This is a genomic window from Pseudoclavibacter helvolus, assembly GCF_049707175.1.
Classification (GTDB): domain Bacteria; phylum Actinomycetota; class Actinomycetes; order Actinomycetales; family Microbacteriaceae; genus Pseudoclavibacter; species Pseudoclavibacter helvolus_A.
The window spans coordinates 26,503-47,919 of record NZ_JBNAFM010000009.1 but is presented as its reverse complement, the minus strand read 5'-3'; the positions used below and the strand labels follow the sequence as shown (position 1 = coordinate 47,919).

The following is a 21,417-nucleotide window of genomic DNA, read 5'->3' as shown; positions in this document are numbered from 1 at the left end:
GGCCTCACCGCAGTGAGCGGATGGATGCTGCTGCGCGCTTCGCGTCGCGCAGCCGCGCCTCGTAGGTGGTGGCGATGATGACGAGCACTGTGCCGGCGAGGGCGAGCCACACCCACCAAGGCACGACGCCGGCGACGACCGCGAGCTGCTGGCGGAACGCGGTGACGGCGTGCAGCACCGTGATGATGGCGCCGAGGACCAGCGGCGCTTGCAGTCGGCGCGTGGCACCCCACACCGTGATCCCGACCGCGAGCAGGCCGAGCGAGATGAGGCGCCACGGTGCGGGGTCGGCGAACTGGGCGAGGTAGCTCGGTACGAGCAGGAGCAGGAGTCCGGGGGTGAGGGCGGTCCAGCTGCGCAACATCGGCCGTTGTGCGAGGAAATAGAGGCCGCCGGCCAGGAGCGTTGCTCCGAGCGGTGCGGTCGCGAGCTCAAGCCAGGGCGTCGCTTGTCGTGCGCCGAGTACACCGACGACGGCGACGAGCGACGCCGCCGAGAAGGCGAGGACGGGGAGCCGCAGCGGCGGGCGGGCTCCTGGTGTGGACGTCGCTGGCGCGAGCGTCGGCAGCAGCTCGGGTCGGAGGAGCGTGGCCAGGGCGAGGGCGCAGAGCACGGCGACCCAGGGCAGTGCGATCTGCTGGGTGTGCTCGACGATGCCGCGCAGGATGCTCGGGAAGGCGGAGCACACCAGCGCGGCGATGGCGGCCGGCACGAGCACGGTCGAGGAGAGCGCGGCGAGGCGGGGGTTCTCGAGCTGGCGTTGCTGGCGCCAGAGCGCGCTGGCGAACAGCAGGACGAGGCAGGCAGGGACGACGCCGCAGAGCGGCAGCGCGAGCGCCGTGAGCGGCCCTTGCGCGGCGAGCACGAGGGCGGGTCCAAGCACGACGGCGGAGATCGAGGCGCCGACGCCGAGCGCGTTCGCCGAGGCGCGGAGCCTGGCAGGCACGGGAACGCTGGCGCAGGCGACGACGAGAGCCAGCGTCAGCATGGCGAGCGCGAGCTCGGCAAGCGAGAGGGACAGGATGCGCGACCCTGCGGCGTCGACCGGCTGCGCGACGGCCGCGAGCGCTCCGGCGGTGAGCCAGACGCCAGGGGCAGCCGCGAGCCACAGCAGGCTCTCTACGCCAGGTGCCTGTGCTCCATCGCTGGCTCGCGTGCGCCCCGAGGTCGCGACGCCAGCGGCGAAGAATACGAGGAACGCGCCGCCGAAGGCGACGAAGATCGATGCACCATCCCAGTTCGCGAGCACCTCCCAAACCCAGGCCAGGGCGAGGGCAGGGACGCCGCCGTATCGGAGCCAGGCGAAGGGCGACCGCGCGCCGAGGTGGGCGCTCGAGACGACGGCGGTTGCGGCGAGGAGGGCGATGGCGAGCGGGAGCGGCGTCCAGGTGCCGAAGCCGTGGAGTGGGGCGGCGGATGCGGCTGAGGGGGCGAGCACGACTCCGATCAGTGCCACGCCGAGGCCGAGGGTGCGGAGCGCGATCCCATCGGCTCGCCGAGTTCCGTGGGGGGCCAGGAGGACGCCGAGGAGGGCGACCAGCGTGCCGATGACTCCGGCAGTGGCGACGAGCTGTACGGGGCTCGTGTGCCGGAGGTCGATGAGCTGGATGTGGTGCACGAGCATCCAGGTGGCGAGCGCGCCCGTGGTGTAGCTCACGAGTCTGGTGAGCACGCTGGGCTGAGGCAGCTGCCGCGCAACGAGGGCTGCCGCCGCCGCGATGGTGCCGAGGAGCAGCGCCGTGATGCTCGCCTGCTGTTGGACCCAGATGAAGGCCGGTGCGGCCGGGCTCCAAAGCGCGATCGAGCTGCTCTGCGACGCGAGTGCGACGAGGCCCACGAGCGCCAGGGCCGCGCGGCCACCGGGGCTCACGAGCCTGCCGGGGAGGGCCGCGGCGGGGAGCGCGGCGAGGAACGCCAGCCCGAGGAGCAGGAGCGCTGCCTCGAATCTGGTGCTGAGCAGCAGGCCGACGCAGACGGCCACCGCGAGTGCGGCGAGCAGGGTGATGAGCAGCACACGGCGCGCTCTGGCCTCGGTGGAGGACCACACGGGGCGGAGCAGGAGCCAGGCGACCAAGCCGACGAGCAGCACGCAGGCGGTGAGCCAGATCAAGGCTTCGGCACTCGCGAGCAGCGCGACGAAGAAGCCGCCGCGGTTCGGGTCACCGGTGAGGTTCACGGCGAGGTGCGCGAGCGCAGCGAGCACGGCGACGCCGCCCGCGGACGCGCTCACCGAGACGAGCAACGGGCGCGCGTGCTCGGGAACGCGCAGCAGGCTGGCCGTGAGCGCGACGCCCAGGGCGAGCCCGGCGCCGACGAAGAAGTACAGCAGCGTGCGCTCGGGGGCCTGTGACGATGCGAGTGCGGGCGCTACGAAGGAGAGCGCGAGCCCGGCCGCGAGGACGCAGGCGGATGCGCGCGCGGGCACATCGCTTCGACGTGACCGCCCGAACCACCAAAGCAGCAGGGCGGCTACCACGAGCGGTACGCCCGCCGGGAGATGGAATGCTTCCGCAGTGGTGATGCTGGGCGTCCCGATGGCGAACACGTACCAGGCGATGGTGAGAAGGGCGACGCCAACCCAGGCCAGGAAGGCTCGGCCGCGGGCCTGGAACAGGCCGGCGGGCGAGAGCGCAAGTAACACCGGGACCACGGCTGCGACGGCGACGGTCAGGGCGACGTACTGCGCGCCGCCCGGCTGGCCGAAGTCGCCGGAGAAGACCGAGGTGCTCGCGAGCGAGACGGCGGCCACGGCGGCGGCGGCGAGCTCCGCTGGCAGCACGCGGGCGGGGTGTGCACCCCGAAGTCGCGCGGTGAGGGCTCCGCCGGCCGCCAGGGCCGCGGCGACCACACCGAACGATGACGCGACGGCGGGAAGGTGCTCGGCGTCGGTGAACGCGGTGAGCGCTGCCGCGAGTGTGGCCCAGAGCGCGGGGGCCAGGACGGCGAGCAGCGGGGCGACCGCGGGCGCGTCGACGTCCTGCGTGCGCCGCACGGCGACGGCGACGATGGCGGCGCAGAGCAGGGCACCGAAGGCGGCCGCCACCACCCAGAGGGCACCGGTCGGCCAGGCGGCGGCGATGAGCAGGTCTCCGTCGTCGGTTCGTCGCGCGAACGACCCGAGGAGCGTGAGGAGCGCGAATGAGGCGACGAGGGCGGGCACCGCCGCCGCGTAGGCGAGGAGGGTGCGCTCCACAGCCGAGAGCCACGGGCGGGGGAACAGCAGCGGCGCTGTGAGCAGCACCACGATGCCGAGGTAGGCGCAAGTGACGGCCAGGTTGGTGCCGAGGGCGTTCGGGGAGGTCCAGGCGTCGCGCACAAACGCGACGAGGAGCGGAACCGCGAGGAGCTGCGCCGCGGTGAACGCGGTGAGGACCGGCCGCAGCGTCGAGGCTGCGGTCTTCGCGGAGAAGCGCAGGAGGAATGTGAGCGCCGCGGCAGCGACGAGGGCGGCGATCTCCAGCCCGGGCAGGGCGAGGCCGGCGATGCCGATGGCAAGGATGGCGAGTGCGGAAACGCACTGCGACACGAGCCGCAGGGCGGAGGCGGGGCTGCCTCCCTCCCCGGAGGCGGCAGCCGCGTTCCGAGCGAGCACCACGGCCGCCGTGACCGACGCCGAGGCGAGCACCAGGTTCGTGACCGTCACCCCGAACGCGCCGGAGACGCTGGCTGCTGCGCAGAGCGCGAGGAAGGAGCCGCTCGCCGCGAGCGCGGGCGTCAGCTGCCGCATCCGCCCTGGCACGAGCTGCAGGATGCCCGCTGCACCGGCGAGGCCGAGCGCGCCGCTGGCGATGGCCCACCAGGTGCCGGGCTTCGCCCCCGCGAAGGCTGCAGCTATGCGGGCTTGGTCGGCGCTGAACAGCCCGAAGAGCGCGTCGATGTGCACGGCGGAGATGGCGAGCGAGAGGATCGGCACGGTGGCGGCGGTGAGCGTCGTCCACGTCCAGGCGGTGCACGCCAGGCGCAGCGCGGCGGCCTGCGGCTGCGTTGATGCCGCGAGTCGGGTCATGAGCACCTGCACGGCGGCGAGCGAGATAGGGATGAGGGCGAGCGAGAGTGCGAGCCTGAGGGGGCCGGTAAAGCTCAACGGCACCGCGCCGAGCGCCAGGGCCGTCAGGATTCCGAAGGAGACCAGGAGGCTGCGGCTACCGAGGGCCCCGCGCTCTCGGCTCACGAGCCAGGCGAGGAGCGCCGAGGAGCCGGCCGCGAGGACAAACAGGAACGCGTAGCCCGCCCAGGGGGCGTTGCCCGTCGACGCGGCGGAACCGGCGAGGACGCCGCCGGCGAGCGCGACGATGCCGGTGACCGAGAGGATCCACCGCTCGAGTGAACGTGGCGAGGCGGTGGTGAACGAGCCCGCGGCGTTCGGTGAGTCCGGGCTGCGCTGTTGCGGTTGCCTGATCCGAAGCAGCACGTGCAAGGCCGACGCCGCACCGGCGAGTACGAGCGCGAGGACGAGACGCTGCACGGGGGAGAGGACCGACGATGTTGCTCCGGCCACCGTGAGGGCGACGGCAGGAAGGGCCGTGAGGCTCGCGGCGATGCCAGGAGCGCGGAGACCCGAGAGACGATGCCAGGCTTCGAAGGCGACGGTCGCGACGGCCAGACCGAGACCCCAGTACAGCGTTCCTGGGGCGCGATCGGCGCCGAGCAGACCGGTGGCTTGGACGGCCCACACGTCGAGGACGACGAGCACGATGCCAAGCGCCGCGATGCCTTCAGCGGTCGCGGAGAGTCGCCGGCGCTTCAGGATGCTCGCGGTCGCGATGACCGCGAGGGTGACGCCCGCGGTGATTGCCGCCTTGACCTCGACCCCGAAGACCACCCACGCGAACGTGAGGAAGACGATGGCGGCGATGCTGAGGAGCCCGATGCCGAGCACGAGCAGCAACAGCTGCACGCTCGACCGGCGAGGCCTCGACGGCTGCGACGGCTGCGAGGGCTGTGTGGGCAGCGCGGCGGATGGCGGGCGCTGCGGCGGTGCCTGGTGCGGTGCGGGGGCTCGACCGTGGCCGGGGGCTTGCGGATGCGCCGGAGCTTGGGTCGGCGCGGGGACCTGAATGTGCGCGGCGGGCTGGGGGATGCTCGTTCGGGTGCCGCCATGGGGCTGCGCTTGCGGCTGCGGCTGCGGCTGCGGCTGCGGCCGCGGCGCGGGGCGGTTCGACGATGATTCGGCGGAGGCCGGTGCGGCATCTGCCCCGAGCTGGCCGACCGCTCCGCCCAGCAGGCGGGCGTGGTCGGCCGCGAGCTGCTGCGCGGCGGCCCGGGACCGCGCCTCCTCGTTGGCGGCGACAATGAACTCACCGCGGGCGAGTAACGGGTCGCGGGCCTGTGCCCCAAGCTCGAGCAGATGGCTGATGACGGCACGGTCGCGCGTGAATCCGCAGTGCACGCAGGCGGGTCCCGGCGCACCGTAGGCCTCGAAGCACGACGGGCACTTGCTCGGATCGGTGAGGTCGCCAAGCGTCTTAGGGAACCGTGGCCTCTGGGCTTGTCTGCCCGCTGCTGCGTCAGTCACTCTGCGTATCCCCCTGGGGTTGTCTGGCCGTCAGCCTAGCGAGCGCGCCGCAGAGATGCCGAGGTTCAGGCCGGAGCTGGGGAGGAGTGCCCTGCCGGAGCAGGTGCGGAGTGCCGCGGTGTGTCGGTCAGGCGCTGACGAGGGGGAGGCGCTTGCGCCAGTGGCTGATCGAGAGCGCGATGCGGCTCGCCGACTGCTCGTCCCACTCGACGCCGAGCCCGTTGCTGCGCATGGTCGTCACGATCAGTCGGCCGAGCTGCTGCTGTGCCGAGGCGCGCTCATCGTCCGACACCGAGCCCGGCGTGGCGAAGAGGCCGAACTCGAGCAAGAGCTGCGCGTCGTCGCCAGCGAGGCGCTCCGCGTCCTGCTGGTGGAAGAAGACGTAGCCCGTCTGCGCGCCTGCGGTCCGCTCCGCCGTGATCTCGGCGTGGCCGCAGTCCTGGCAGCAGGCGAAGTTCATCCGGGCGACGACACCGGCACGCTCGAGGTCCGCGAAGGCGGCGCGGAGCTTCTCGTAGTCGCCTTCGCTGGACCAGTCGCGCTGGCAGTCGGCGAGGTCGTCCCAGGTGGCGGTCACGATGCGCTCGATCTCATCGGCCCGGACGGGAAGCGCCTTGTCTTCGGCGAACGATCCGGCGGTCTCGAGCGCCTCGTCAAGCGAGACGAATCCTGGTCTGATGAGCTCGACGGTTTTCGCGCGGAGGGTCTCCCGCGGGTTGTGAACGCCGTGCGGCTGGTGCTCGGCCTGAGGGGTGGTCGAGGCTGGGCGGAGGTACTTGAACAGATCCACGGCGGAGACTCTACGTCGCTGCGACTTGTTCGTCCAACCGTGAGCTGTTCAGGGTGGCCTTCATCGTCCGGCGAGTTTTCAGTCAAGCGCTGGCTGGGGCACACTGGCCCCATGACTGCATGGAACGTGCGCCCTGTGACCCCATCGGACGAGCCTGCGTGGCGCGAGCTCTACCGCGGCTACCGCGAGTTCTATGGCGTCCCGGCCGACGAGTCCAAGATCGACACGGTCTGGGCATGGCTGGGTGACGAGGCCCACGAAACGCATGGCTTCGTCGCCGTCGACGAGGAGGGTCACCTCGGCGGGCTCGCGCATGTCCGCCGGTTCGCTCGGCCTCTCTCCGCCACAACGGGGCTCTACCTCGACGACCTCTTCACTGCGCCCGACGTGCGCGGGGGCGGGGCGGGGCGGGCACTGCTCCTGCACCTCGGCGAGTACGCCAGGCAGTCGGGCCTCAGCGTCGTGCGGTGGATCACTGCTGAGGACAACACGACCGCCAGGCGTGTGTACGACGCCGTCGCGACGCAGACGAGCTGGGTGACCTACGACATCGTGTCGTGACGTCGTGACGCGGCGGCAACGCTTGGTCTTCCGGCGTTCACCCGATCGCGAGAGACTTACCCGGACCGAGCCGCAGCTCGACGCTCGCACGAGGAAGGCCTTCCCCGATGCCGACGCACCTCAGCCGACTGCAGCGCGATCGCGCGCCCCGGCCCACCCGAGATGACCTGTACGCCGCGGGCAAGGCGCTCCGTAAGACGCAGCCTCACGTCGAACACGCCGTGTTCGTCGCGGGTGATCGCGACCCTGGCGCGATCCTCGCCGAGCAGAACACCACTCGCCTTGAGGACCTCGTGCCGCTTCGCATGGGGCGGATGCTCGCGAGCCCGTTCACCTTCTACCGGGGAACCGCGGCGATCATGGCGCACGGCCTCGCGCAGGGGGCGAGCACGGGCATCCAGGTCGTCGCGTGCGGCGACGCGCACCTCAGCAACTTCGGGCTTTTCGCCTCCCCGCAGCGCACCCTGGTGTTCGACCTCAACGACTTCGACGAGGCGGCGTCCGCACCCTGGGAATGGGACCTCAAGCGCCTCGTCGCGAGCGTCGTCATCGGCGCCCGCGACCTCGGCTTGACGGAGGAGAAGACGCGCAAGGCGGCGCGGCGAGCGGCGGCCGCCTACCGCGAGGGGATGCGCGAGATGGTCGGCCACTCGGCTCTCGACCGCTACTACCTGCGGCTCGACACCGATGTGGCGCATCCGTCTTTCCGGACCGAGGCGCAGGAGGTCCTCGCCATGGCGACCAAGAGCGCGAGGAAGCGGACCTCGCAGAAGTTCGTCGACAAGCTCACGGCGCGCGCCGAAGACGGCACGCGCCTGATCGTCGAGAACCCGCCCGTGATGACGCACGTCCCAGAGGAGGCCGAGGCGCGGGTCGAGGAGCTCTTCGAGCAGTACCGAGCGACCGTGAGCACCGACGTGGCGTTCCTCCTCGGCAACTTCACGCTCACGGACGTGGCGAGGCGGGCCGTGGGCGTCGGCAGCGTCGGCACGCGTTGCTTCATCCTCATCCTCACCGGCCCGGCAGGCGAGGCCCTCGTCCTGCAGGTCAAAGAGGCACCGCCGTCGGTGCTCGAGACCTACGGTGACGTCGACCCGAGGCGCCTCCTGCAGGCCCGGTCTCGCCGCGAGTACGAGGAACTCGGCGAGGGCTACCGGGTCGTCAGCTGCCAGCGCATCCTGCAGGCCGTCTCCGACCCGTTCCTCGGCTACCTGCGCTTCGAGGGCGAGGACGGCGTGCTTCGCGACTACTACGTGCGGCAGTTCCGCGATATGAAGGGCTCCGTGGAGCTTGATCAGCTCACTCCCGGAGAGTTCTCGAAGTACGGCGAGGCGTGCGGGACCCTGCTGGCGCGCGCACACGCGCAGAGCCCCATCGCACCCATGATCGCGGGCTACCTCGGCAAGAGCGGTTCCTTCGACGGCGCCGTGACGGAGTGGGCGATCGGCTACGCCGAGCAGTCGGCGCTCGACTACGCCGAGCTCCGCGCCGCCCGCGACCGAGGGGACTTCGAGTCCGTCTCAGACCGCTAGCGTGCCGCCCGCGGCCTCGTGCGCCTAGGAGGCGCGTCGCTCCTGCGGGCCGCCCGCCGCATCCGCTGCGCCGAACGCCGAAGGGGGCTCGGGTGCGAGCCAGCCGTGCCGGCGCAGCGCCGTCACCGCGGCCTCCCGAGCCGAGTACGGGACGATGCGGCCGTCGACCTCGACATCGGCGCGATGTCCATGCCCGCCGACGAAAATCAGGTCGCCGGGCTTCGCCATCGAGACGGCGTGGTCGATGCCCGTGGCGGAGTCCGCGATTTCGTACAGCTCCCGCTCGGGAAACTCGGAGCGGATTGTCTCGACGAGGGTCCGGCGGATGCCGTGCGGGTCCTCCGTGCGCGGGTTGTAGTCGGTCACTATGACCACGTCCGATTCCTCGCTCGCAGCGCGCGCCATCTCGGGCCGCTTGCCCTTGTCTCGGTCGCCGTCGGCGCCAAAGATCATGAACAGCCGGCCAGGAGTGAACGGACGAAGCGCGTGCAAGACCGCGCGGAAGGACGCCGCCGTGTGGCCGTAGTCGACGTAGACGCGCAGTTCGGAGTCGCCAGAGACGAGGTCGAGCCTGCCAGGCACTGCCGGATGCAGTCCTCCGGTGGCGTCCAGCGCCTGTCGGACGGCGTCGAACGACGCGAGGCCGGCGTCGACGACCGAGACGATGGCGAGCGCCAGATCGAGTGCCGTGAACGCGCCCGGAAGGCCGATGCTGGAGCGCAGCTCCTCGCCACCAGGCCCCCGGAGGGTGAAGTCGGTGCGCTCGAGCGCCTCGGCGTCGATGTGCAGCAGCCAGTCGGCCTCGCTGGCACCCTCGGAGGAATCACGAGCGACGGTGACGACCGGGATGGTCGCCTCCAGTGCCGCGCGGCGCCCCCACTCGTCCTCGACCGCGATCACGCCGCGCTTCGCATGCTCGGGCGTGAACAGCGTCAGCTTCGACGCGAAGTACGTCTCGAGGGTCCCGTACACGTCGAGGTGGTCCTGCGAGAGGTTGGTGAAGATTGCGTTCTCGAAAGACAGGCCATCGACGCGCCCGCCGTCGAGACCGTGTGAGGAGACCTCGATCGCGGCGGCCTGCACCTGGTCTTCGGTCATGCGGGCGACGAGCCCGTGGAGGTAGTCGGACTCGGGGGTCGTGAGACGGCCGGAGAGCCGAGTCTCAAGCCTCGCATCGCCGACCACGCGCTCGACGGTGCCGGACAGCCCGGGCTTGAGCCCGAGTGCCGCGAACAGCGCATGCAGCAGGTAGGTCGTGGTCGTCTTGCCGTTGGTTCCGGTGACCGCAAACAGTGCCGGGGTGTGTGCATCGGTGCGGTAGATCGCAGACGCGGCGGCGCTGGTCACCGCTCGCGGACTGTCGACGATGATCGCTGGCAAGCCCAGCGCCACGGCCTGCGCGGCACCGGCCTCATCTGACAGCACCGCGACGGCACCTGCCCTGACGGCGGAAGGGAGGAACTCAGCGCCGTGCATGGTGACACCGGGAATCGCGACATACAGGTCGCCCGGGCGGATGCGGCGGGAGTCGCTGGACACGCCGGTGATGTCGACGTCGTCAGTCGTCGGCGAGATCCGACCGCCGACAACCCGGGCGACCGCGGAGAGAGGAGTGGCGGACGGGGAGTTGGGTCGTGCCAGATCTGACTGCAATGGTGTTCCTCTCGGAGTGCGCTCGGCGCCGCGGATGGCCTGCACTGCTCGTCGAGGCCGACGCCGGGGCGACGGATCTCAGCCACGCCAACGTGCAGATAACAAGAAGGTAACGACGCCGTCTGTGCGCTTCACCTCGCAAAGATGTGAGCCGTCTATGTGTCACACCTGCATGCACGAACAACGGCCTCCCAATCAGGAGGCCGTGCGGCGCGGGGTGCGTGCCCCGGTCAAGATGGTCGGGGTGACAGGATTCGAACCTGCGACTTCCCGCTCCCAAAGCGGGCGCTCTACCAAGCTGAGCTACACCCCGGTGCCGATCGCTCGGCGAACCGGAGGCAATGCTACCCGACTCCCGGGCCCGCACCGACCACATCCAGACCGCGACGCGCTGTCGCCGCCTCGTGTTCACGCAGCTCCTCGAGATGCGGTAGCATTCTCTTCGTCCCGATTTTGGGGCTGTAGCTTAGTGGTAAAGCCTCTGTCTTCCAAACAGATGATGCGAGTTCGATTCTCGTCAGCCCCTCCAAGAAAACCCCGGTCAATCCAGAAGTCCGGTGAGTTCACAAGCCCGGTTCGGCCCACAAGGCCCGACCGGGCTTCTGCGTCCCGCCCGGCCGCTACCGCAGCAGGCCGCGGATGTCATCCGCCGAGAGCTCAGAGCTGAACAGCTCGTCGTCGTCGATGACGGCGTCGAAGAGCTTCGACTTGCGCTCCTTGAGCGCCATGACCTTCTCCTCGATCGTGCCCTCCGCGATCATTCGGTACACCATGACGCGGCGCTGCTGCCCGATGCGGTGCGTGCGGTCGATCGCCTGTTCCTCGCTCGCGGGGTTCCACCAGGGGTCGAGGAGGAACACGTAGTCGGCTTCGGTGAGGTTCAGTCCGAACCCGCCCGCCTTGAGGCTGATGAGGAAGACGGGGGCGGTGCCCTCCTTGAACGACGCAATGACCTCGGCGCGTCTCGTCGTCGCTCCGTCGAGGTACACGAAAGGGATGCCGTCCGCCTCGAGCCGCTCGGCGACCAGCTTCAGGTAGGACGTGAACTGGCTGAAGACCAGCGCGCGGTGCCCCTCGGCAGCGACGTCGCGCAGGTGCTCGAGCAGCGCATCCAGCTTGCGCGACGCCACACCCCGCGCGGCCTCGCCGTCCGTCCCCGCCTGGATGAGCGCGGGATCGAGGGCGAGCAGGCGCAGCAGCGTCAGCGAGCGAAACACGGTGAAGCGATGCTTGTCGAGGTCCTCGAGCAAGCCGAAGAGCTTCTGACGCTCGCGCTGCAGGTACAGGTCGTAGAGCTCGCGATGCTCTTCGCTCAACTCGATGAACAGCGTCTGTTCCTGCTTCTCCGGCAGCTCCGGAGTCACGCGCTGCTTGGTCCGGCGCAGCAGGAAGGGGCGGATGCGCGCCCGCAGTCGAGCGAGGCGCTTGGCGCGGACCTCGGCGCTCGCGGGTTCGCTCAGCCCCGCGCCGACCCCTTCGCTCACGCCTTGCCGCTTGCCCTCGATGGTCCGCACGTACTCCTCGCCGAAGCGTCGCGCCGACGGGAACAGGCCGGGGGCCGTGATCGCGAGGAGCGAGTGCAGCTCGGTGAGCGAGTTCTCGAGCGGGGTGCCTGTGATAGCCAGCTTGAACGGCACCTCGAGTTCGCGCGCGCACTCGCTCACGAGCGAGTTGGCGTTCTTCACGAACTGCGCCTCGTCGAGCACAAGGCCGGACCAGCCGGTGCTCTCCGCGACGGCGCGGTAGGCGTCGAAGTCGAGCCTGAAGAGCGCGTAGCTGGTGACGACGATGCTCGCGCCTGCCGCGATGTCGGCGATGCGGCGCCCGGATGCGGCCTGCGTGGCGTCGACGGTGCGTGTCGTGAGCTGCGGGGTGAACCGGGCGGCCTCTGACGCCCAATTGGCGACGACCGAGGTCGGAGCGACGACCAGCAGTGGTGCAGGGGCATGCTCCGGCGGGGCCTGCTCGAGAGCGTGCTGGGCGAGCGCGAGCGTCTGCAGCGTCTTCCCGAGGCCCATATCGTCGGCGAGGATGCCGCCCAGCTTGTTGCGCCAGAGGAACGCGAGCCAGTTGAGACCCTCCTGCTGGTAGGGGCGCAGCGACGCAGCCAGTCCGCGGGGCGCCTCGACGGGGGAGGGCGTGTCGTCGCGCAGCTCCTGCAGGAGCTGGCGCCACTCGACGGCGGGCCGGGCCTCGTCGGCGAGGTCCTCGAAATCCGACCAGAGGCTCGCGTGCCTCCGGCTGAGCTGCAGCCGGTTCGGCTCCCACTCGTTGAGGCCCTGCGCTTCGCTGATGAGCTCGCGCAGCGGCTCGAATGCCGGGTGCTTCAGCGAGAGGTAGCTGCCGTCGATGAGCAGCAGCCTCGGCCGCCCGAGCGCCAGCGCCTTGAAGAGCTTTGTGAAGGGGATCACCTTGCCGTCGACCGTGACGGTCACGCCGAGGTCGAACCAGTCGTGGCGCTCGGTGGGCACGGTCGTGATGATCAGATTCGGCGCTCCGCGCAGCTCCCGGTACGCGGGCGGCGTGCCGACCGTCTCGACGCGGATGCCGGGCAGTCGCTCGAGCCGAGGCAGGGTCTCTGCGGCGAAGCGGGCCGCGTCGATCTGCGTCAGCGTGACTCGCGCGGGCAGCGAGCCCTCCGCATCCGGGTCCTCGGGCATCCAGTCGCGAGGCAGGAGACCCTCGTCGAGCACCGTCGAGAGTGCGGGCAGAGCTGCGCGAGACCTCGGCGTCGCCCACGTCCAGCGCAGCTCGAGGCTGTGGCGAGGGCCGAAGGTCGTGGTCAGTACGAGCTCGGGCGGGGTCGGGGCTGGGATGCGCACCGACGCGTCGGCGCTGCCGAGTCGGAGGCGCGCCGCGAGCTCAGGCAGGTGGGTGCGCTCGAACTCCGCGGCGTCCGCGTCCGGCACCGTGAACTGCGCCCTGCTCGCCCTGCCTGGCTTGAGGAGTTCCAGCTGCGCGCCGGTCATCCTCGTCTCGCTCGGGGCGATCCGGATACGGTCTGGCTCGCCCGACTCGAACACGTAGACACCGTGATCGCCGACGGGCCTGGCGGTCTCGAACTCGACTGGTGCATCGCCGAGCGTCAGCAGCGGCGCGACGGCGACCCCGGCCTCGGTACGACGTGCATCCAGCGTCAGGCTCGAGCTCGACTCGAGGGAGACGCTCGCGCGCTTTCCGGTTCCGACAAACGCGATGTCGAGCCCGATCGCCTCCTCGAGCATCGTCCACATGACGGGGCTTGGTGCCTCGTCGAGGAACACCCACTCGCTGTCCTGTCCGGGCTCCGGCGGCCGAGCGGCGCGATGCAGTGCGAAGAACTGCGCGAACCAGGACTGGTGACGCGGATCGAGGTCACGACGACCTCGCAGGTGCTGCACCTTCGCCCACGTGAGGTCGCCCTTCACCCACTTGCCTCGAACCCCCTGCATGACGGGGCGAACTCCGAGGCGCAGCTCTTCCAGGCCGACGCCCGTGCCCTCCTCGCCGGTGAAGGCACGGCGCGAGGTGGGCCCGTTCCAGCGGTACATGGTTCGGGGGATGAGCTCGCGCACCTCGAACTGCAATGCAAGCGGCACGACCCGCTCGTGGCCGGTCTGGGCAGCAGTCGGGGTCGGCTGCTCGAGGAGTCGCCCGAGTGCGCTCCGCCAGGACACTGGCGCTTGGCTCTCGTTCGGATGGGTCACCGGTGCAGTCTACGAACCACCACCCCACGCGCGCTCGAGACCTACTTGTTGACCTTTCCGACCAGATGCTCGCCTGCCGCGATGCGCTCGGCGTCGTCGCTGCCGGGAATGACGTTGCCGCGCAGCGAGCGCCCGGCCGTCTCCTTGAAGGTGAGCACCGAGATGAGGCCGATCAGACCGGCGCCGGCGAGGTAGAAGCCCGGGATGAGGACGTTGCCGGTCTGGTCGATCAACCAGGTGTTGGCGGATGCGGCGGTGCCGCCGAACACGGCCGTCGAGATATTGTAGCCAATGGCGAAGCCCGAATAGCGCACCGCCGTCGGGAACAATGCCGGCAGCGTCGACGAGATGGTCGAGATGATCATGACGAGGAACAGCCCGAGGATGCCGAGACCCGCGATCTGGGCGATGAGCGAGCCGGTCTGGATAAGCATGACTGCGGGCACCGACAGCACGGTGAACCCGATACTGGCGGCGATGAGCTGCGGTTTTCGCCCAATGCGATCCGAGAGGGCCCCGAACGGCACGATGACGACCATCATGAGCAGCTGGATGACGACGAGCGAGAACGTCGACTCGGCAGTGCTCTGGTCGAGGGTCGTCGACAGGTAGGTCGGCATGTAGGTGAGCACAAGGTAGAACGCGACGTTGATGAGAATCACGAAGCCGAACAGCTTGAGCACCTGCAGCGGGTAGTTCTTCAGAAGCGACACGAGTGCCCCGATCGCCGACTGCTTCTCGCCCGGCTGCTGCGCGTCGTCGACGAACGTTTCCGACTCGCTCAGGTGGCGACGCATCCACAAGGCCACGAGCCCGAGCGGCAGCGTGAGCAGGAACGGCAGTCGCCACCAGCCCTCGAGCATGCCGTCGTCGCCCACGATGAAGGCGAGGGTCGTGCACAGGATTGCGGCGGCGCTCGCGCCGGCGAGCGTACCGAACTCGAGGAACGAGCCGAAGAAGCCTCGCTTGTCGTCGGGCGCGTGCTCGGACATGAAGATGGCGGCTCCCGCGTACTCACCGCCCGCGGAGAAGCCCTGCAGCATGCGCAACAGGATGAGCAGGATCGGCGCCGCGAACCCGATCGAGTCGAACGAGGGCAGCAGTCCGATCGCGGCCGTGGACAGGCTGATCATGATGATCGTGAAGACGAGCACCTTCTGGCGTCCGATGCGGTCGCCCAGCGGCCCGAGGACGATGCCCCCGAGTGGGCGGACGAGGAAGGAGACGGCGAAGGTCGCGAACGTCAGGATCAGGGCGAGTGCCCCACCCTGGTCGTCACTGAACGTGAAGAAGAGCTGCGAGACGTAGATGGCGAGGTAGCCGTAGATGCCGTAGTCGAACCACTCGATGGCGTTGCCGATCGCAGAGCCGGCGACCGACTTGCGGGCTGTCTTGCGCTGGATGGGGGTGAGGTCGATCTCGCGGGTCAGCGGTGGCAGGGTCGACCCCTGGCCGCCTGGACTGGACTGATTCGAGGACATAGGTGCTCCTAGCGGCAGTTCCACACGGGTAATGGCCCAGTCCAACCCTTGGACCTGTGTGTTACCGGGATGCCCCCGCGAGGCGGAGCGCTATGAGCGCGTACGCGCGCGCGGCAGTCAAGAGGTCGTCGACCCGCACACGCTCCTCCGGCTGATGGGCCTGCGTTTTGACCTCGCCCGGCCCGAGGATCACGACAGGGACCTCATGATGGCGGGCGATGAACCCTCCTTCGCAGGCGGCGCTCCACCCGCCGATGCTCGACGTGCCCCCGGCGTCGGCCACGGCCTGCACCGCGGTGGCGGGGAGCGTCGACTCCGGTGGGGTCAGGAAGCCGGGCATCGCCATGTCGAGGGTGCCGGTGACTGTGATGCGTTCCCCGTTTAGCATCCCGCTTCCGGCGATGGACGAGCGGATGCGCGCGAGCAGGTCCTCGAGGATCCGCTCTGGCTCTTCGTCGGGCAGCACGCGTCGGTCGACGTACAGCGTGCACTCCTCGGCGACGATGGACGTGCCGTGGCCCCCGGCGATCATGCCGACGTTCCAGCTTCCGGTTCCGATGAGTCCGGGGACGGCGGCGGCGCCCTGTGCAATGCGCCTCGCGTCGTCCTCGATCGTCTGCACGGCGATCGCAGCGGCGGCGATGGCGCTCGCCCCGTCAGCAGGGTTGCCGGCGTGAGCCGCGGCTCCGCGGAGCGTGATGATGAAGTTGGTGGCCCCGCGGCAGGCGACCACGGTGTCGAGCCCGGTCGGCTCTGCGACGATGCAGGCCGAGTAGGGCGCGGGGTCGCCCGCGGCGTCGAGCTCGCGTGCGGTCGGCGCGTCGGCGATGTAGCGGAGTGCGCCCGTAGCGGTGTCCTCCTCGTCGACGGTGCAGAGGAGCGCGAGTCGCACCTGCGGATGCCTCGCGTGCACAGCCGACATGGCCGCGACGACGGCCGCGAGCCCGCCCTTCATGTCGACGGCACCGCGGCCGATGAGCATCCCGTCGACGAGACGCGGCTCGAACGGGTCGCCGAGCCACCCGGCGCCAGCGGGCACGACGTCGCTGTGTCCGAGGAAGAGCAGGGCTGGCCCGTCGCCGCTGCCGAGCTCCGCGAGGAGGTTGTGGCGCCCGGGGGCGACCTCGGTGAGGGTCACCTGCGCTCCGGCCCGCTCGCAGAGCGAGGAGAGCACCTCGACCGCCGCTGCTTCCGTCTCGCCCGGATTCTCGCTTCGCGCTCGGATCAGCGCGGAGGTGTCGGCGACGATGCGCTCGAGCTGGAGCTGGTCGAGGACCTCGCGCTCGGCGGCGTTCGGCGCGCTCACGCGTCGCCCTTCACGATCAGCTCGCGCGGAGCGCTGGTCAGGATCTCGACCCCGGTCTCGGTGATGCGGATCGACTCGGAGACCTCGAACCCGAAGCCCGTCATCCACATGCCGGCGATGAGGTGGAAGGTCATGTTGGGGGCCAGCACCGTCTCCTCCCCGGAGCGGATGCTCACGGTGTGCTCGCCCCAGTCCGGCGGGTAGCCGATGCCGATCGAGTACCCGAGGCGGGAGGCCTTGCTGAGCCCCTGCTTCGCGAGCACCGCATCCCAGGCCGCGACCGCCGCTTCCGGAGTCTGGCCGGGGCGGAGGAGCTCGAGGGCCGCCTCGAAGCCGTCGAGGGTCGTCGCCGCGATGCGCTGCAGCTCGGCGCTCGGCACCCCGAGGCTGACGGTGCGGGCGAGGGGCGCGTGGTACCGGCGGTGCGCGCCGGCGAGCTCGAGCGACACCGCCTCACCGGCGACGATCGGGGCGCGCGACCAAGTGAGGTGCGGGGTATCTGCCCCCTCGCCGGCGAGCATCATGGGCACGATCGAGGGGTAGTCGCCCTCTGCATCGCCGATGCCCGCGGCCTGCGCTGCCTGGATCTCGGCGGCCACGTCGCTCTGCCGTCTCCCGGCTCGCAGCGCCTCGACGCCGACCGCCATCGCGTTCGAGCTGACGGCCGCCGCCGTGCGCATGAGCGCGATCTCGGCGTTCGACTTCACGAGACGTACCCAGTTGACGAGCTCCCCGCTGTCGACGAGCTCCCATTCCGGGAGGCGTCGCTGCAGCGTGAGGAACGAGCGCACCGAGAAGAAGTGCGCCTCCGCCTCGTAGCCCACGCGCATCCTTCGGCCCGCCTGGCCGCGTTCGCGGAGTTCGGTCGCAGCCCAGTCCATGGGGTGCACCTCCGCACGGTGCACGAGGCTCTCCGGGTACCCCGCGACCTGATCGCCTGGCAGCCAGGTCGTGTGGTGGGCGCCGTGCGCATCCATCGCCCGCATGACCAGCAGAAGGTCACCCTTGAGCGGGACGTAGAGGAACTGGGGCATGTAGAACGACCACGCGTTGTAGCCGGTCAGGTAGTAGAGGTTGGCCGGGTCGGTCACGAGCAGCGCGTCAAGGCCGGCGTCTTCCATGCGGACCCTGGTGTTCGCGAGCCTGAGGTCGTACTCGTCCCGGCTGAAGTCAGCGGCGGGCTGATGGACATCTGCGAGCTGCGACATCGTGCTCCTCACGGTCTTGCGGCGGTCCCGAGAATCTACTCGCTCGGGGAGGGGGCAGCGTGCATGTAGTTCAATGGATGCGCGATCACCGCCCCCGTTCGTCGCCGATGAGGAGCTGCAGTGCCTGACAACTCGACGCCAGAAGACCACGACAGCGACGGCGCGGTCGACTACTCGCAGCGCGACTACCAGGCCCCAACGGGCTATCGCGCCCCGGACTTCGTGTCGAAGTGGGCCGCGCAGGACAGCCGTGGCGACGCCCAGAAGCTCGAGGACGAGGAGCGCCAAGCGGCACGCGAAGTACAGGACCCAGCGGGAGGTCCCGACGCCGCCCCGGACCGGGTGTTGGAGCCCACCGACACCCCGATCGGGCTTCCGGACCCGCCGCGCACCCTTGAGGAGCTGGATGCGGCCATCCGCCGTGACGGCGATGCGCTGGTTCCGGGCGTGGTGCTTCCCGGGTCTGGCCCAGGTGAGCACCTCACCCAGGACCTCGACCGACAGGAGCTGCTGACGCGCGTCGCGACCGACAGCAGCGCGCTCCTCGGGAAGCGGGCTCGGGAGGTGCAGCGGGCCGTGGGCACGGGCCGCGCCGCGAACCTCTCCGAACGGGCGAGCGACGCCGGGTGGACGCCACCGAGCGAGCTCCCGACGCCGAACGGCGGGGCGGCATCGACGCCGAAGGTCGCGGCGGGGACGACGAAGCAGGGCGGCGGTTGGTTCGGCGTCATCGCCGCGATTCTCGCGCTGACGTTCGCCATCTCCGACATCGGGTTCCTCGGCTGGGCGCTCATCGTCGTCTCGCTCATCGCCAGCATCGGCCTGCTGCGGGCCGGCGGAGGGCGGCGGGTCGTCGGTGTCCTCACGCTCGTCGTGACCGTCGTGGCGCTCGTCATCCAGCTCATCGGGTCGACCGGAGGCTCCATCCGAGGCGCCGTGACCGAGCTCTCCGGCGGCGCGGGCACGCTCGACCTGAACGGCACGGCAAGTGTCTCGGGCACGGGAAACGCGCGCTTCGACGTGGTGCTGCCGGGAGGCGCCGACAGCATCGGCCTGCTGCAGGTCGAGTTCGAAGGTGAGCGGCTGCGCATCTACGACGTCGATGCGGACGGCGAGCAGATGGGCGGCTCGTCGCTTTCGGCGTACGACGACTACTCGGGCCTCGCCGTGATCAACGAGTGGACCGACGACGAGTTCCGTGCCGTGGACATCGAAGCTGAGGGGGACTGGACGGTGACGCTCGTCTCCGTCGATACGCTGCCCTCGTTCGACGCCGAGTACACCGGCACGGGGCCCGAGGTGGTGCTCTACACGGGACCAGGTGGCGACGCCACCTTCACCTTCGAGCCGGACCAGAGCGTCGGCATCGACACGTTCGGCGCCGACAGCTGGTACGAGAGCACAAACGAGATCACCTCGCTCACCCGGCCCTTCGACGCCGGGCCGACGATCATCCGCGTCGAGCCGTACGAGGAGACGACCTGGAGCATCCGCTTCGACGCCCGCGCGCCGACGCCGACCACCTAGACGGGCGCGGCGGCGCTCCGCCCGCCTACCCGGAGCGCCGGTAGCGCAGCTCGGGGCGGCCGCGCCTGCCGTACACGGGTTCCACCTCGGCGAGCCCTCGCGCGCAGAGGTGGTCGAGGTAGCGGCGCGCGGTGACGCGCGAGAGGCCGCACTGCTCGGCGACCTCGAGCGCCGACTGCCACTCGCCTCCGAGCTGCGAGAGCACGAGCTTGATCGTGGGCTCGGAGAGTCCCTTCGGCAGCGGTCGCCCTCTGCCTGCCGTCGTCGGAATCGCCTGGGTCGAGGGTCGCTCGCCGGCCGTGGGGGAGCCACGGCGCGCCAGGAGTCCGTCGATGTCCTGTTGACGCAGGGGCGCCGTCGGCGTTTGAGCCGCGGATGCGGCGGCGGGGCCGCGCGTGTCCCGGTAGTTCTCGAGTCTCGCCTCGAAGTTCGCTCTCGAGAACGGCTTCACGAGGTAATCGGAGATCGTCGCGGTTGCGAGCTGCGCGACCGACAGCCGGTCGTTGGCGGACGAGATGACGATGGCGTCGAACGCATCGCCGAGGAGTAGACGGAGACGACGGAGCACCTCGACGCCGCTGAAGTCCGGGAGATGCACGTCGAGGAGCACGAGGTCAAGGTCGACGCTCGCCGCGACTTCGAGCGCCTCCGCGCCGCTGCCTGCCGTCGCGACGACCTCGAAGCCGTCGACCCCGGCGAGCATCCGCTCGTGCAAGCGTCGAACGGCGGTCTCGTCGTCGACGATGAGCGTGCGGATCGGGGTCACCGGGTGATCCTCTCAGTGTTCGAGGAGCCGCGGGGCCCGGGCGTCTCGTGCGTGTCGGCATCGGGGAGCGGCTGGGGGAGGACCGCGACGAAGCGGGCACCCCCGAGTTCGCTCTCCGAGATGACGAGCGTGCCGCCGTGCTCCTCGGCGATGCGTCGGACCAGGCCGAGGCCGACACCCCGAGGAATCTCGAGGCCATCCTTCGACTCCGCGGTCTTCGTCGAAAAACCGGTCTCGGTGACCTGCTCGCGAAGCTCCGCCGCGACCCCAGGGCCACTGTCGTCAACCTGCATCCGCAGCCCTGCTCCCTCCGCCTCCACGGCGACGCGCACGACCCCGGATGCGCCCTGCTGCTCGACCGCGTCGACGGCGTTCCCGACCAGATTGCTGAGCACCGTTGCGGCATCGTCGTCGAAGCTGCGCTCGAGACGCGCGCGGTCGTCGACCTCGACGTCGGCGTGCAGCTGCCCGCCGTGCTCGCAGAGTCGCGCGCTCGCGGCGGCGAGGATGGCGCGGATGCGCACCGGGGCCTCCTCGAGCGCGGCCTCGAGATCGGGGTCCGCGGCGAGCGAGTCGACCGGCGTCAGCGTGCGGATGTAGTCGAGGGCCTCGTCGCGCTCGTCGACCTCGATGAGCCCGTACAGCACGTGCAGGCGGTTGGAGAACTCGTGCGTCTGCTCACGCAGGGCCGAGGCCAGTCTGCGCTGCGTCTCGAGCTCCTGCGCGGCCGCAGCGAGGCGCTCGAAGCGACGCCCGAGCATCGTGGACACGACGGAGGCGGCGGCGAGCCCGAACAACCCGGCCCCGACCACCCAGGGCACGACCTGCCAGATCCGCTCCTCGAGCTGTTCCGAGATCGTCGACTCGAGGATGCCGACCGACGCGGTGCCGACGACGGTGCCGTCGCGCCAGACCGGGACCTTCGCCCGCAGCGTGGCGCCCACCGTACCGACCTGCGTCCCGACGTAGGTCTCACCGCCGAGGGCGACGCTGGGATCGGTCGAGACCATCTCCCCGCGCCGCTCAGGAACCGGGTGCGTGATCCGGATGCCCGCGTCGTCGGTGATGACGACGTAGTCGACGCCGGCGGACTCGGCGACGAGGTCCGCCACGGGCTGCAGGGTTGCTCCGGCGTCGGGTGCTCCGATGGCCTCCACGACCGCGGGCAGCTCCGCGAGGCTCGTCGCGACGTCGAGCGCCCGCTCGCCGGTCTCCTCCCGAATCGAGTCGTGCTGCACCTGCAGCGCGACGAGGAGCGTCGCCACCATGCACACCAGCACGATCGAGAACTGGAGGGCGACGAGGGTGAGCACGCGGGGTCCGCGCAACGGGCTCAGCGTCGCGCCCTGCTGCCTGCTCATCTGGCCACCTCCTCGAGGGCCGACTCCCCGA

12 protein-coding genes and 2 tRNA genes are annotated in these 21,417 nt (G+C 70.4%); 4 read left to right on the top strand and 10 right to left on the bottom strand.

Translation table 11 applies throughout. From position 1 onward, the window contains the following. Positions 1-4 precede the first annotated feature (4 nt). Complete coding sequence (locus ACPYN9_RS08895; protein WP_424465802.1) at positions 5-5,515, bottom strand: SCO7613 C-terminal domain-containing membrane protein; 5,511 nt, start codon at positions 5,513-5,515, stop codon at positions 5-7. Between the two features lie 127 nt (positions 5,516-5,642). Next, complete coding sequence (locus tag ACPYN9_RS08890) at positions 5,643-6,305, bottom strand: DUF6891 domain-containing protein (RefSeq protein WP_424465800.1); 663 nt, start codon at positions 6,303-6,305, stop codon at positions 5,643-5,645. 111 nt (positions 6,306-6,416) lie between these two features. Between ACPYN9_RS08890 and ACPYN9_RS08885 the strand changes: the two genes are divergently transcribed. Next, positions 6,417-6,866, top strand: a complete 450-nt coding sequence (locus ACPYN9_RS08885; protein ID WP_424465798.1) for an N-acetyltransferase family protein — start codon at positions 6,417-6,419, stop codon at positions 6,864-6,866. Between the two features lie 107 nt (positions 6,867-6,973). Then, complete coding sequence (locus ACPYN9_RS08880; protein ID WP_424465797.1) at positions 6,974-8,398, top strand: DUF2252 domain-containing protein; 1,425 nt, start codon at positions 6,974-6,976, stop codon at positions 8,396-8,398. Between the two features lie 24 nt (positions 8,399-8,422). On the opposite strand, the gene ACPYN9_RS08875 is transcribed toward ACPYN9_RS08880, so the two are convergent. Continuing rightward, the gene (locus ACPYN9_RS08875) at positions 8,423-10,051 is read right to left on the bottom strand and encodes a Mur ligase family protein (protein ID WP_424465795.1); all 1,629 of its coding nucleotides are present in this window, start codon (positions 10,049-10,051) and stop codon (positions 8,423-8,425) included. 236 nt (positions 10,052-10,287) lie between these two features. Continuing rightward, positions 10,288-10,364, bottom strand: a tRNA-Pro gene (locus ACPYN9_RS08870). A gap of 142 nt (positions 10,365-10,506) precedes the next feature. Here ACPYN9_RS08870 and ACPYN9_RS08865 point away from each other — a divergent pair. After that, positions 10,507-10,580 (top strand) — tRNA-Gly (locus tag ACPYN9_RS08865). A gap of 91 nt (positions 10,581-10,671) precedes the next feature. Here ACPYN9_RS08865 and ACPYN9_RS08860 read toward each other — a convergent pair. From ACPYN9_RS08860 to ACPYN9_RS08845, 4 genes are all read right to left on the bottom strand, one after another. Beyond that, the gene (locus ACPYN9_RS08860; RefSeq protein ID WP_424465793.1) at positions 10,672-13,737 is read right to left on the bottom strand and encodes a DEAD/DEAH box helicase; all 3,066 of its coding nucleotides are present in this window, start codon (positions 13,735-13,737) and stop codon (positions 10,672-10,674) included. Positions 13,738-13,778: 41 nt separating this feature from the next. Further along, positions 13,779-15,218 carry an MFS transporter gene (locus ACPYN9_RS08855; protein ID WP_424465792.1) on the bottom strand — a complete coding sequence of 480 codons (1,440 nt, stop codon included), beginning with the start codon at positions 15,216-15,218 and terminating at the stop codon, positions 13,779-13,781. 61 nt (positions 15,219-15,279) lie between these two features. Beyond that, positions 15,280-16,524, bottom strand: a complete 1,245-nt coding sequence (locus ACPYN9_RS08850) for a M20 family metallopeptidase (RefSeq protein WP_424465790.1) — start codon at positions 16,522-16,524, stop codon at positions 15,280-15,282. Beyond that, positions 16,521-17,732: a M24 family metallopeptidase gene (locus ACPYN9_RS08845; RefSeq protein WP_424465788.1), complete on the bottom strand. Its 1,212-nt coding sequence runs from the start codon at positions 17,730-17,732 to the stop codon at positions 16,521-16,523. The genes ACPYN9_RS08850 and ACPYN9_RS08845 overlap by 4 nt, the downstream gene beginning before the upstream one ends. Positions 17,733-17,852: 120 nt before the next feature. Here ACPYN9_RS08845 and ACPYN9_RS08840 point away from each other — a divergent pair, with 120 nt between their 5' ends. Then, positions 17,853-19,259 (top strand): hypothetical protein, encoded by a 1,407-nt coding sequence (locus ACPYN9_RS08840; RefSeq protein ID WP_424465786.1) that lies wholly within the window; start codon positions 17,853-17,855, stop codon positions 19,257-19,259. Positions 19,260-19,284: 25 nt separating this feature from the next. Here the strand turns inward: ACPYN9_RS08840 and ACPYN9_RS08835 are convergent, their stop codons facing one another. Both ACPYN9_RS08835 and ACPYN9_RS08830 read right to left on the bottom strand, forming a co-directional pair. Then, positions 19,285-20,025, bottom strand: a complete 741-nt coding sequence (locus ACPYN9_RS08835; RefSeq protein WP_424465784.1) for a response regulator — start codon at positions 20,023-20,025, stop codon at positions 19,285-19,287. Continuing rightward, entirely contained in the window at positions 20,022-21,386 is a 1,365-nt protein-coding gene (locus tag ACPYN9_RS08830) for a sensor histidine kinase (RefSeq protein ID WP_424465782.1), read from the bottom strand. Before ACPYN9_RS08830 ends, ACPYN9_RS08835 begins: the two co-directional genes overlap by 4 nt. Between the last annotated feature and the right edge of the window lie 31 nt (positions 21,387-21,417).